Origin of the sequence: Nocardioides allogilvus, assembly GCF_003047285.1 — a bacterium.
GTDB lineage: Bacteria > Actinomycetota > Actinomycetes > Propionibacteriales > Nocardioidaceae > Nocardioides > Nocardioides allogilvus.
On record NZ_PZYX01000002.1, the window covers coordinates 15,721 to 28,169 of the forward strand.

Annotated in this window: 10 protein-coding genes; 5 read left to right on the plus strand and 5 right to left on the minus strand. The window is 67.9% G+C overall.

Annotated elements, in window-relative coordinates; translation table 11 throughout:
• The first annotated feature begins 47 nt into the window (after positions 1 to 47).
• The 4 genes from C9J87_RS03395 to mobF all read left to right on the plus strand — a co-directional run bounded on the left by C9J87_RS03395 (position 48) and on the right by mobF (position 6,702).
• Complete coding sequence (locus tag C9J87_RS03395; RefSeq protein ID WP_157953106.1) at positions 48 to 701, plus strand: hypothetical protein; 654 nt, start codon at positions 48 to 50, stop codon at positions 699 to 701.
• Positions 698 to 1,450: an IclR family transcriptional regulator gene (locus C9J87_RS03400; RefSeq protein WP_107704764.1), complete on the plus strand. Its 753-nt coding sequence runs from the start codon at positions 698 to 700 to the stop codon at positions 1,448 to 1,450. The genes C9J87_RS03395 and C9J87_RS03400 overlap by 4 nt, the downstream gene beginning before the upstream one ends.
• Positions 1,447 to 2,643 carry an alpha/beta fold hydrolase gene (locus C9J87_RS03405; protein WP_198652263.1) on the plus strand — a complete coding sequence of 399 codons (1,197 nt, stop codon included), beginning with the start codon at positions 1,447 to 1,449 and terminating at the stop codon, positions 2,641 to 2,643. Before C9J87_RS03400 ends, C9J87_RS03405 begins: the two co-directional genes overlap by 4 nt.
• Before the next feature lie 480 nt (positions 2,644 to 3,123).
• Positions 3,124 to 6,702, plus strand: a complete 3,579-nt coding sequence (gene mobF, locus C9J87_RS03410; RefSeq protein WP_157953107.1) for a MobF family relaxase — start codon at positions 3,124 to 3,126, stop codon at positions 6,700 to 6,702.
• A gap of 3 nt (positions 6,703 to 6,705) precedes the next feature.
• Here the strand turns inward: mobF and C9J87_RS03415 are convergent, their stop codons facing one another.
• Entirely contained in the window at positions 6,706 to 7,608 is a 903-nt protein-coding gene (locus C9J87_RS03415) for a hypothetical protein (protein ID WP_107704767.1), read from the minus strand.
• Between the two features lie 207 nt (positions 7,609 to 7,815).
• Between C9J87_RS03415 and C9J87_RS03420 the strand changes: the two genes are divergently transcribed.
• Complete coding sequence (locus C9J87_RS03420) at positions 7,816 to 8,463, plus strand: helix-turn-helix domain-containing protein (protein WP_107704768.1); 648 nt, start codon at positions 7,816 to 7,818, stop codon at positions 8,461 to 8,463.
• A gap of 31 nt (positions 8,464 to 8,494) precedes the next feature.
• Here the strand turns inward: C9J87_RS03420 and C9J87_RS03425 are convergent, their stop codons facing one another.
• The 4 genes from C9J87_RS03425 to C9J87_RS03440 are packed head-to-tail and all read right to left on the minus strand — an operon-like array spanning position 8,495 to position 12,441.
• Positions 8,495 to 9,214: a UPF0158 family protein gene (locus C9J87_RS03425; RefSeq protein ID WP_198652265.1), complete on the minus strand. Its 720-nt coding sequence runs from the start codon at positions 9,212 to 9,214 to the stop codon at positions 8,495 to 8,497.
• Between the two features lie 2 nt (positions 9,215 to 9,216).
• Positions 9,217 to 10,968 carry a hypothetical protein gene (locus tag C9J87_RS03430; protein ID WP_157953108.1) on the minus strand — a complete coding sequence of 584 codons (1,752 nt, stop codon included), beginning with the start codon at positions 10,966 to 10,968 and terminating at the stop codon, positions 9,217 to 9,219.
• Between the two features lie 46 nt (positions 10,969 to 11,014).
• A complete protein-coding gene (locus C9J87_RS03435) occupies positions 11,015 to 11,887 on the minus strand; it encodes a nucleotidyl transferase AbiEii/AbiGii toxin family protein (RefSeq protein WP_107704770.1) in 873 nt (290 codons plus the stop codon).
• Positions 11,884 to 12,441, minus strand: a complete 558-nt coding sequence (locus C9J87_RS03440) for a type IV toxin-antitoxin system AbiEi family antitoxin domain-containing protein (RefSeq protein WP_232819818.1) — start codon at positions 12,439 to 12,441, stop codon at positions 11,884 to 11,886. The genes C9J87_RS03435 and C9J87_RS03440 overlap by 4 nt, the downstream gene beginning before the upstream one ends.
• Positions 12,442 to 12,449: the final 8 nt, after the last annotated feature.

Genomic DNA, 12,449 nt, shown 5'->3' on the forward strand with positions numbered 1-12,449 from the left:
GCGGAACGCAAAGTCCTACGTGGTCGCAGAGGGGTGACGCTGGGATGGTGGACAGCAAGGCGACCCCCGAGGCCAAGCGCGAGGCGGTGCGCGACTACGTCTGGGCCGTGCACACGACCTACCTCGACCATGTCCAGCACCTGCCGCCCGGTGAGCGGGCGCGGCTACCCCTGGTGGCGGCCGACAACGTCACGGTCATCGCAGCGGCCGCCCGCGGGCTGCACCTGATCGCCACCTCCGATGCGCTCCCTGCTCCCATCGGGCAGGAGGTCGAGATCGTCGACGAGCACCTCGGCACGCGGTGGTCACTACGGTTCTTCGACCCGTCGGTGATCCCCGCCCTCGGTGTGTCGTCCGATGACCGCGCGGAGTCGGTCCGGGCAACCCTCGGCGTCTCCGGCGCGATCTACCACCTGACCGTCGCGGACGGTGGTGGCCTGACGCCGCACCACGCCCAGCACTCCGGTGTCGCGCTGGCCAACCTGCACGCGAAGACGTCTCGCGACCTCGACCGGCTCCGGGGGGAGCTCCCGCGCCAGGCAGCGCTGGTGGACGAGTTCGCGGCGTGTGTACGCCTCGACCTGGACCAGGCCGCAGCGCTGGTGGCCGCCGAGCTCTCCAGCGGCAGGCTGGTCCCGGTGCCCGGGACGACCGCAGCCTCCTCCCTTGCCGCCCTGCTCGAGGACGTTCGGTCGCGATGACGCTCTCCAGCGTCGCCACCGCTGCCCGGATCCTGCGCGAGTTCGGCAAGCACAGCACCCAGTTGGGAGTCAGCCAGCTCGCCCGTCGTGTCGGGGTCGGCAAGAGCACCGCGCACCGAGTGCTGTGGACGTTGGTCGAGGAAGGCCTCATCGAGAAGGTCGAGGCGACCGGCCTGTTCCGGCTCACCTCGACGATGGGCTCGCTGGGCGCCAGCGCCGAGACCTCGCAACGGCTGCACGAGGCGGCGACCAACCCTCTCGACCAGCTTCGCACCAAGACCCGCGGCACGATGCACGTCGCCATCCTCGACGGCATCGACGTGCTCTACGTCGAGCGCCGAGAAGGCCTCGGCGCCATCCAGGTCTTTCGTGCCGTCGGAAGTCGCAACTCCGCCTACATGACGGCCAGCGGAAAGGTGCTGCTCGCATTCCTCCCCACCGAGCAGCAACGAAGCCTCGTGCAGGAGATCCGCCTGACCCCGAAGACCTCGCGGACGATCACGACGCGTCCCGCGTTCCTCGCCGAACTTGGTCGCGTGCGCAGCCAGGGATACGGCGAGAACCGCGGCGAGTGGCAACCCGGCATGTGCTCGATCGCAGCACCCATCCGCGACCCGCTGGGCCAGGTGGTCGCCTCGGTCTCCGTGGCGGAGTACGTCGAGGACGTCGAGCCCGGCCTGCGTCACCTCGCCGGCCCGATCATCGAGACCGCGAAGCGCATCTCTGCCGGACTGGGGTGGCTCGAGTGACCGGGTCCTGGGAGCGTCTGTGCCTCGTCGAGGAGGTGCTCAGTGACCGACCTCTCGGCCTCGTGGTCGGCGACACCGGCCAGGACCGCGACCGTGTGTGCGTGGTCGCCAAACCGGACGGGCAGTTCATTGCGATGCTCGACCGCTGCCCGCACCGCGACATCGCGCTCTCCGGCGGGCTCGTGAAGGCGGGGGTGCTTACCTGCCCCGGCCACTTCTGGTGCTTCGACCTCGAGACGGGTCGGCGCACCGACGAGCCAAGCCACGCGGCGACCCTTTACCCGACTCGCGTGGTCGACGGCTGGGTCGAAGCCCAGGTGCCGGCACCCGCGCCCCGCGTCTCGATGCGCGAGTGGCTGCTCGCACAAGCCGAGCGCGCCAAGGATCCCGAGATCGGTGAGTCGGTGGTCGTAGACGGGGTGATGACTAACTACCACGACGAGGGTTCGGGTCCGCCGGTCGTACTCATCCACGGCTCCGGGCCAGGAGTCAGCGCCTGGGCCAACTGGCGCCTGACATTGCCTGCGCTCGCCGAGAACTTCCGGGTGCTCGCGCCCGACGTGCTGGGCTTCGGCTACACCGAGCGGCCCTCGAACCCTTGCTACGACCTCGAGGTCTGGACGGGTCACCTGCTCGGGTTCCTCGACGCGCTCGAGCTCGACCGCGTGTCCCTCGTGGGGAACAGCTTCGGTGGCGCCCTAGCGCTGAGCATCGCCACGAGGTTTCCCGACCGGGTGGACAAGCTGGTCCTAATGGGCAGCGTCGGCGTCCCGTTCGAGCTCACCCCGGGCCTTGATGCCGTCTGGGGCTTCGAGCCGTCCCTTCCTGCGATGCTGGATCTCATCGGCGTCTTCTCGCACGACCCATCACTGCTCACCGAGGACCTGGCCAGGCTCCGCCTAGACGCGGCCATCCGACCCGGCGTGCAGGAGGCCTATCGCGCGATGTTCCCGCGACCGCGGCAGGCGAGGGTCGACGCGCTGACCATCGACGAGGATCGGGTCCGCGGCCTCCCGCACGAGACGCTCGTCGTACACGGACGCGACGACCGGGTCATCCCGCTGAACAACTCGCTGCGCCTCCTGGAGCTCATCGATCAGGCTCAGCTGCATGTGTTCGGACGGTGCGGACACTGGGTGCAGATCGAGCACGCCGAGCGGTTCAACCGGCTCGTGGTCGACTTTCTCAGTTGAGCAGGAATGCAACGAATCCGCCTCAAGCACTGCGGAGACTGGCGCGACTGCAGGATCTCCCGTAGGCCGAACCTCCACCGACAAGGCTCCGGCCTAAGGAGTCGGCCGCGGTGGTCTTTGGCCGTTTGACCCGTCCGGTGACTTGTTCCGGTGACGGGTCCCTATCCGGACGAGCCAACAAAGCTCCCCCGGGTTGCCCTCACTCCCCAAACTTCGAACGCGAGTCCACGACAGCGGCCCTGCCCGCATCGCCTTCCTGACGATCCCGACACTCGGTCCGCCGTCTTCTCACATGTTCCTGTCCACACGTCCCCGGTCCCTCCACCGCCTTTGCCTCCGCCCTCCCTTCGACTGCCCCTGTCCTCCAGCCCCTCTCTGACCCACCTCCCTTCCTTCCCCTTCATTCGCCACACACCTCTTTCATCCAGGTTCGCCCCCCTGGCCACTCGGAGCAGGGTCGTGGCCTTGAGGGGTGTGACGATGACACTGCACAAGCTGGCGGCCGGGTCGGGGTACGAGTATCTGACCAGGCAGGTCGCGGCACTCGACTCGACGGAGAAGGGCGCCACTCCTCTGGCTGACTACTACGCAGCCAAGGGCGAGGCGCCGGGCCGTTGGCTGGGCCGAGGGCTGGTCGGCATCGACGAGCTCGAAGTCGACGACGTCGTCACGGCGGAGCAGATGACTCACCTCTTCGGCAGCGGCTGCGATCCGGTCACCGGGCAACCCTTGGGGGCCGCTTACAGGGTCTTCACGAATGAGACCGCCGGCGCCTTCGCTACCCGGGTCGGCGAGCTCCTCGCGGATACGCCGAAGCCGAGTGCGGCCAAACGGGCAGCGGCGCGGACCACCACGGCCCACGAGATGTTCGTCGACGAGCATGGCCGCGAGCCGACGGCATCCGAGTTGTCGTCCGCGGTGGCGCGCTACTCGCGACCGCGGCAGACGGCGGTGGCGGGCTTCGACCTGACCTTCAGTCCGGTGAAGTCGGTCTCCACGTTGTGGGCGATCGCACCACCGGAGATCGCCCACAAGATCGAACAGGCCCACGCCGCGGCAATCAACGACGCGTTGGCCTTCATCGAGCAGAAGGCTCTCTTCACGAGGGAGGGCAAAGACGGCGCCCGCCAGGTCGAGACGCGCGGCCTGATCGCCACCGCGTTTACGCACCGTGACTCTCGGGCCGGCGACCCGGATCTGCACACCCATGTCGCGGTCGCCAACAAGGTGCAGACCAACGAGGGCAAGTGGCTCTCCATTTACGGGCGGGTGCTGCACCAGCACGTGGTCGCCGCGTCGGAGACATATAACACCGCACTCGAGCGCCACCTCGCGACGACCCTCGGCGTGAGGTTCGCCGAACGCCCCGGGACTGAGCGCGAGAAGCGGCCCATCCGGGAGATGGTCGGCATCGGCGGGGAGCTTTGCGTCGCGTGGTCGAGCAGGCGGGCCGACATCGTCGCCCGACAGCGCGAGTTGGCGCGTGAGTTCCACGAGACGCACGGACGGTCGCCGACCCCGATCGAAACGGTGGCACTCGCCCAGCAGGCGAACCTCGAGACTCGCGAGCGGAAGAACGAGCCACGCTCGTCGGCCGATCAGCGCAGGACGTGGCGGGCCGAGGCGGTCGAGTTGCTCGGCTCGGAGCGAGCCGTCGAGGCGACCATCAGCGCCGCCGTACACCCGTCCGAGGACTTTGCTCCGGTGTCGGTGAAGACCGGCTGGCTCCGTCAGGTGGCTGCAGACACATTGGCCGAACTGGAGCAGCACCGCGCGACCTGGCAGAGCTGGCACATCCACGCCGAAGTCCAACGGCAGATCCGAGATGCGGATCTGCCGCCCGAGTACCTCCCCGAGATCTCTCGCATGATCGCCGACGAGGTCGTCCGCCTGTCGGTCCACCTCACCCCCGACCTGGATTCGATCCCTGAGCCCGGCACGCTCCGCCGCACGGACGGGACCAGCGTCTACCGCCATACCGGCCGCGACCGCTTCAGCTCGACGCGCGTACTGGAAGCCGAGCAACGCATCGTCAGCGCCGCGGCAGGCGCAGACGCGCCGAGATGGACCAATGACGACGTCGAACTGGCCATCCTGGCCGCCCGCATCAACGGCACCGAACTCAACGCCGACCAGGACCAGTTGGTCCGCGCGATGGCCACCAGCGGCCGGCGCGTGCAGCTCGCACTCGCACCAGCCGGAGCAGGCAAGACAACAGCGATGCGGGTTCTCGCGAACGTGTGGACCGAAGCGGGGGCGGGCGTGCTCGGGCTCGCCCCGTCTGCAGCAGCCGCGGCCGCACTCCGCGACGCCACGGGCGTGCCGTGCGAGACGCTCGCCAAGCTCGCGCACGACCTCGACATGCACCCCGACTCGGCGCTGGCGGCCGCCGTCGGCCCCAACACCTTGCTCGTCGTTGACGAAGCTGGCATGGCCGACACCATCACCCTCGACCGGATCATCGGCGCCGCGATGGAACGCGGCGCCACGGTCCGGCTGATCGGCGACGACCAACAACTCGCCGCTATCGGCGCCGGCGGAGTTCTGCGCGACATCGCTCGCACCAGCGGCGCCGTACGACTGGATGAGGTCGTGCGGTTCGACGATCCGATCGAAGCCGACGCTTCGCTGGCGCTGCGGGAAGGAAACCGCCGGGCCCTCGGCTTCTACCTCGACCACGAGCGCATCCACTCCGGGGATCAAGAATCCGTCCTTGCCGAAGTCTTCGACGCCTGGCGCCGCGAGCATGATGCGGGCCGGGACTGCCTGATGTTGGCGCCGACCCACGAACTCGTGCGCGAGCTCAACGAGCGAGCGCGCACCGCGCGGTTTGCAGACGCGATCCCTGACGACGAGGTGCGACTGAGGGACGGTACCCACGCGTCGGTCGGCGACGTCGTGCTCACGCGCCGCAATGAGCGTCGGCTCTCTTTGAGCGGCAGCGACTGGGTCAAGAACGGCGACCGCTGGATCGTCGCCGGCATCCGGGACCGCGGCCTGACCGTGCAGCATCGCGACTCCGGACTCATCACCGTGCTGCCGGCCGAGTACGTCGCCGCCCACGTCGAGCTCGGCTACGCCTCCACGGTCCACACCGCCCAAGGCTTGACCACCGATGTGATGCACAGCGTCATCACGGGTGAGGAAACCAGGCAACTGCTCTACACAATGCTGACGCGCGGCCGCGTCGAGAACCACGTCCACGTGATCACGGACCACCTGGGCGACGAGCACGAGTTCGAGCTGCCCGGAATCACCGAACAACTCACCGCCACCGAGGCCGTCGAACGCGTGCTGGCCCGCGACGGCGCTGCCGTCTCAGCGACCTCCACCCGTCACGACTCCGCCACGCCCGAAACACGACTCCACGACGCCACCACGAGGTACGCCGACGCAGTGGCCCTGGCCACGCAACGGATTCTCGGCGCCTGGGATGACGAGTCCGTCGCGCCCGGCCCGCTCCCGTGGCTGCCTGACGCGCCGGCCGAGGTGGCCGACCACCCGCGGTGGGGCCCATACCTAGCCGCCCGAGCACGCCTCGTGCACACCCTCGCCGCTGAGGCCCGCGAACGGGCCGACGCGACGCTGCCCTCTTGGTTCGATGACTACGACGACGTCCTCACCACTGACCTGCGCTCCGAGCTCGCGGTCTGGCGGGCAGCACACGGCGTGGCAGCAGACGAGCGCACCATGACAGGACCAGTACCCGCGGACGATCGAGCCGCGCGGTACCGCCGACGCCTCCTCGGCAGGATCAACAGTCGGTACGACGCAACCGTTCGTATCTGGGAACGTCGGGTGGTCGCGTACGTCGGCCGCCACGACGAGCAAACGCTCGATCTGGCCCGAGAGCTGGACCGGTTGCGGCGGCAGGGCTTCGATCCCGAGCGACTACTCAGGAGTGCCATGGCCAGTCCCCTGCCCACGGAACACTCGACGTCAGCCCTCGCGTATCGGATCCGCAAGGTCACCCGACCCAGGCCGGCCCCCCAACGCGAGCGGGACCTGTCACACGCCCGAACAAGTCCGCGCGCGCAGGGGCCTGGACTGGGGCTGTGAGTGTTAGGCCGGATAGTTGAACTGCGCCGCGTGCTCGTCGATGTGGGCCCAGAAGTAGAGCTCGAGGAGTTCCGCCAACTCCACCGGTGGTAGGTCATGCGTCGCGACGAAGTCCCGCAGGTCGTCGACGATGTGCTCGTCCCGGGCGAAGGCTCCGAGTTGGTCGAGCGACGTTGCCGCTCGTCGCCGCGCCGTTCGCGTCGGAATCTTGCCGAATCTCATGGCGGACTCCACGGCTTTGGGAGCGGTGAGACCGCCGCGTCCTCGACGTGACGGGGTTGCGTGCTCATCAGCAGCCGTGGCGAGCCGATGAAGCAGGCTGGCGTCCTGGAAACTGATTGCGCCGGCGAGCAATGCCGCTTGAATGAGGTGGCCCGACTCGGATTCCGCGTTGGTCTCCAGGTCGGGGACGCTGGCCAGCGACTCGAGAACGGCATCGTCGTCACACACCCACGTGTTGGCCCAGGTCTTGTCGCTCCTGCGCGCCGAGTCGCCATGCCCGAGTTCGTCGAGTAGAGCGCGGCGGACTCTTCGGAGGATGGTGGCCGCAACGCACCGCTCCACCGGCTGGTTCCTGATTTGCAGCCAAAGCTCGCCGGCCGTCAGTGCGTCGATGTCCGGCGAAAGATCGCGCAACCCGTTGGCCACTCGCGTGGCGCCCGGAAGCATCAGCCAGGCCAGGACCACGGCCGCCTCGGCATCTTGTTGAGCCAGCAGATGCAGATGGGCCAGCAAAGGGTCCTTGGTCGTCGCGGGAACCCGACGTGTCCACTTGGATAGGTCGAGCACGTCGTCGACCACAGCCAGCTCGGGATTCTGGTGACACCAGCGCTTCCACGCAACGGCCGCCGCCTTCATCGCCGGGCCATCGACGTCATCCACGCCAAGACACTTCGCCACGCTCATTGCCCCACTCCTTCCAATGTCCGGGCAGACGCCTGCCACGGTGCGGGCAGACCCGCTTCACTAGGTAGGTGCGCAGGCACGTCCGGATTTGGCCAGGAATCGCCGTACCCACCGCGCATCAGGTGTCTGTGGTTGCTGCCATCTGTGCAGGTCGGAGCGCGAATCGCATGATCTGCCCATCAAGATCTGGTCGGATATCCTTGGAGCATGTCCGGGCATTCCTTGCTCGTGTACGCCCGCCGCGCGGCCGGGCTGACGCAGGCTGCACTCGCGCGGCTCGCCGGCACGTCGCAGCCGACCCTGTCGGCATACGAGCGCGGCACGAAGTCGCCCTCATTGGCCGTCGCCGACCGGATCGTGGAGGCCGCCGGCCACCACTTGGAGGCGGTGCCGAACTTGGAGTTCGTGGAGGTGCCAGGCCAGCACGGCTTGCACCCGTTCTGGCTGGCCAACGAGCTGTGGCGGCTGGATCCGGCACGCGCGTTCAGCACAGTCCTGCTTCCCGGACCCGATGACCACTGGCCGGCGCCTCGTCGCCTCTACTACCTCCACGAGCGCAACGACCGGGCGCGCGCCTACGAGCTGATCCTCCGTGACGGCAGTCCGAGCGACTTGCTCGACTACGTCGACGGCGTTCTGCTCGTCGACATCTGGAAGGACCTCGACCTGCCCGGCCCCATTCGCCGAGCCTGGCAGCCGTTGATCCGCAAGACCTTGCGAACGAGCCGGCAGCGGCCCGTGCCCCGTCCGGAAGGCGACGGACCACCCGGCGCACTCCTGGGACTGCGACCGAGTCAGCGGTCCCAGTATCTGCAGTTGGGGAAGCACATGTCGGAGGACGATCGCAGCAGTTGAGCCGCCTCCCCCCAACGCCGATCCGCCAGCGTCACCTCGGCGGGCCTTCCCGCCTTCGAATGGGCGTGTGGCCCGATGCCTCCAACCAGCTCCGTGCTCGGCCGCGCTGACGGTCGCTTGAGAACGCGTGCCAGCGGGTGATCAGTGCTGGTCGCTCGGACAACCTGTCCTTGAACCGGCGGAAGGCACCACGCCCCGAGATGGCGTGGGCCAACCGGTCCCCGAACTCCTGATCGTCAAGGTCCTCAATGAACCTCTCCATGTCCCGGTATCCCTGATGCGATCCCTCGCAGTGCACCCACAGCCAGCGTTCCGGGTCGTCATCGTCTTCCTCGATTTCGCCGACCTCCTCGGCGTACTCGATGGCGGATTGGGGCCATACCTCCCCTGTGCGCAGGTCGATGCGGCCGCCGCCGTGGACCGGGTCGCCCTCAAGGACCATGGCGAGCTCCTCCAGGTCGACCGGCAGTGGGCGCAGCATCGGGGTCGGTCCGCTGCCCAAGGCCGCGGCGAGTGCGTCAGCCAGCTCCTGGTCTCCGTCCCAGTCCCGTTCACGCAGGGCGGTGACGCACGCGTGCGCGAGGTCGACGGCCCCCTCGGCACTGTCCCAGACCGCCGCGAGCAGGCCGTCGCCGATCAGCTGCAGCGAGTCATCGGGCCACGGCTGGCGGCGTAGCTCGGTGACCAGTTCCGCATGGTCGCAGCGCATCGCCATCGACCGCAGCTGAGTCAGGGCTTCGCGATCGTCCACGGTCACCCGTTCGCCAGCGCGTTGTCGCGGGTCTCCATCAGCTTCTTGCGACGAGCCGACACGAGGAGCCCCGGATCTCCGAGCTCAATGGAGCTCGTGGCGTGCCTGGTTGACATTCCGGCAGCCCGCATCAGGGTGCCCGCGCGGTCTGACACGGAGCCATTGATTCCGAAGTGCGCGAGCAGGTCCTTGGCCGTCAACGCGGCGGACCACACACCGGCGGTCCGGTTGCCCGTGGTGATGACCCACGCGACGGCGGCAGCGCCGCGCACCGGTGAGCCCTTCCGGGCGAAGACCTTCGGGTCATTGCGAGCGGCGCGAGACAGGAAGCGCCGCATCGCCGTTCGGTGCTCGACGTCGAACAACTCCTCGGCACAGCCGTCGCACAACTCGAGGATCGCGCCTACGGCAGGCCGAATCTCCTCAGGGATGCCCTGCCAGTCCAAGGTCTCGTCGGGCAGCGGCAGATCGTCGAGCACCATCAGGGTGTCTAGTCCCCCGACGTCGCGCGCGATGTACTCCAGCGTCCACTCGCTGTCGCTCAGACCGCCGAGCCGCTCGGTCGCCAAGAGCGCCTCCGCCAGACCGGCCATCGCCTGTTGTCGATCGCTGTGGATCAGCTGCGCGTATTCCGGCTCGTGCTGGTCGACCGCGGCCAGTGTCTCGGTGGTCAGATCGGCGCGGATGTCGTTGCGGTCGTGGCAGTAGCGAATGTAGGCACGCACCAGATCCGGCAGCTTGGCGAGATACGACGGCTCGGCGATCACCTTGCGCGGGAACCAGTCGGCCAGAAGCATCTCCACCGTCACCGGGCTCCACCGCCACGGGTCGCCTGTCGCATAGCCGGTGCAGAACCACAGCACGCTCTCCAGAAGGGTGCGCCGCTCGTCATCGTCGAAGGCCGCACCGAACCGGGAGGCGAAGAACTCGGCCGCCACCGCCGTCGTCTCCTCCGCGGACCATTCCTTCCAGTCTGGAGCAGCGCCTCCGGCTGGCATCATCCGAAGCATCCACTCGACCAGGGGACGGCACATCGGCCAACCGTCCGAGGTCAGCGGCGGATACAGCTGCGCCCCGGAGCTGATCGCCGCCTCGATCACCGCCCGCGCCGTGGCCGGATCAGTTCGAGTCAGCGACTGGTCCGCGTCGTCGATCAGCGTCCCCATCTTGATCGCAAGATCCTCCAGCGGCTCCGGGACCACGAACGCGTCCTTCACGACCGTGCCGAGGTTGTGGTCGACATACACCAACGCCGACAGCTGCTCCCCCGACGGCAGCGTCACCCCGATCAGGTAGTCGTCGCCGTCGCCCAGCACATGGGTCATGAACCAGACGTCCGGGTCCAGCCGTGCTTGATCGAGGCACGTCAACCAAGACGGCAACGGGTGACGACGCGTCTCGAGCTCCCGACTGATCCGGGCGGCCATCACCTCGTCCGTGGTCAGCGCCCTGATCACGAACAGCGCGGCGGTCGTCTCGGCGTACGGCGTCCCGACGAACGACTCGACCAAATCGCCCAGTCCCGGCCGCTGCTCCTTGACCGCGAACGGATCCCGGTTTCGCGGGTCGGTCACCTCCAGCAACCCGCTGACCACGGCAAGGAGATCCAGCGGGTCGCCGGACCGGAGCCCTCGACGCAGGCTCTGAAACAGATCCTGGTCCTCCGCACCGTGACCTGGGCGGGTCTGTGCGGCCGGCTGGCGTCGTCGCTGCGGCTGGTGTCCCTGGACGCGGCCATGCTTCTTCTTCGGCACACCCAAACCCTACGAGCAAGGGAGTCCAAAGCGCGACGTCACCGGATCAACGGGATTCAATCCGATCGACGAAAGCCTGGACTCGCACGACCGCCTCGTCGACGGTGGAAGCAAGGCCGAGTTCCTCCAGCCCTTCCAACGCGCGTTCGTAGATAGGGCCCCAGTGCGGATGTGCCACCACCGTCGCCGGCCATTCGTGCTTGGCACGTGCCTCGAACACGGCGGCGCAAGCCGCACGCGTCGAGGCCAACGGCCCGTCGATCATGAGTGCTTCGAGCAGCTGCAGGTCCACGAGGTCGTGAGCGCGGTCGTTAGTGCGCGGCTCGTCAACGCGGTCCGTGCACGCATGGATCTTCTGAGCGATCTGCCAAGGCAGCGTCATGCACGGCACGGCTGCACTGTCCGGCAGACCAACGAGTGCGAACGCCTCGGAGGAGACATTGTCGTAGCCGTCGGCGTTGCCGGCCTCGACGGGCGAGACCTCAATCGGCACCGAGACGAACGGCCGACGTTGATAGTTGAGCTTCGCCGTGAATCGATGTGGGTGCGTGATCAGCCCAGGGACCTCAAAGGCTGCCGGTGGTGTGAACACCGCGGTGAAGCCCTCCCACCCGGAGGCGCCTGCCTCTACCAGGCGATCGTGGACGGTCTCGACGTCAACGCGGATGACGGCATCGAGATCCTTCGATGTACGCGATTCGGGAATCCCGCGCCGGAGTTCCAGTGACGCGCCGCCCTTCACCAGCAGCAACGGCTCGCCGCGCTCGTCGATCAGCGACGCCATGAACTGGGTGACGACGAGTACGCCGACGTGCTGCTGCAGTCGACCGAACACGACGCCCTCTCGCTTCGCCGCTGCGGTGAGACGATCACGCAGCGCTCGCAGGTTGGACGGCGAGGAGTCGTAGCGGGACGTCATGCCGAAGCACCCGACGCCGCAACGTCTGCACGAAGCGCCTCAGCCACGGGCTTGCGGATGAGCCCCTCTGCCTCGGCACGGTCGATGGCTCGCCGAAGCTGATAAGGGTCCGTGCCGTCATCGAGGCAGTCTCGGATGGTGCGCTCCGCCGTGGTGACCGCAATTCCAGTCGACTCCGTGACGTCGGAAGCAGGGAGTGCGCGACGGTGTAGTCGATAGAGATTCCCACCCGCGGCCCGCGGATAGTTGTCCCGTGGCACCGTCAAGTGAACCCGCGAGGGATTCACGTCGGAGATGCCATGCAGCACCAGTGCCGACTCGTGCGACACGACTCCACGCCCCAGTGACCACGCGACAGCCTCAGCCAGCTCGTCATGCTCGCCGCGAGGGAGGACGCTCACCCGATAGGCACCCCGGGCGACTCGTTCCAAACGTCCCCGCGCAGCGAGCAGACGCAGTTGTGTCGGGTCGATCCCCAGGTCGTGGGCGTCTCGAATCGTCACGTAGCCGTGTTGATCGGCCGCCCGTTCGACCAATTGGTCCCAGATTGCCATGTGCTCTA

Excerpts from the sequence above, each read along its gene's own strand:
- C9J87_RS03415 (WP_107704767.1), bottom strand. The coding sequence starts at position 7,608 with ATGAGCGTGGCGAAGTGTCTTGGCGTGGATGACGTCGATGGCCCGGCG.
- C9J87_RS03440 (WP_232819818.1), bottom strand. The coding sequence starts at position 12,441 with ATGGCAATCTGGGACCAATTGGTCGAACGGGCGGCCGATCAACACGGC.
- C9J87_RS03420 (WP_107704768.1), top strand. The coding sequence starts at position 7,816 with ATGTCCGGGCATTCCTTGCTCGTGTACGCCCGCCGCGCGGCCGGGCTG.
- mobF (WP_157953107.1), top strand. The coding sequence starts at position 3,124 with ATGACACTGCACAAGCTGGCGGCCGGGTCGGGGTACGAGTATCTGACC.
- C9J87_RS03400 (WP_107704764.1), top strand. The coding sequence starts at position 698 with ATGACGCTCTCCAGCGTCGCCACCGCTGCCCGGATCCTGCGCGAGTTC.
- C9J87_RS03435 (WP_107704770.1), bottom strand. The coding sequence starts at position 11,887 with ATGACGTCCCGCTACGACTCCTCGCCGTCCAACCTGCGAGCGCTGCGT.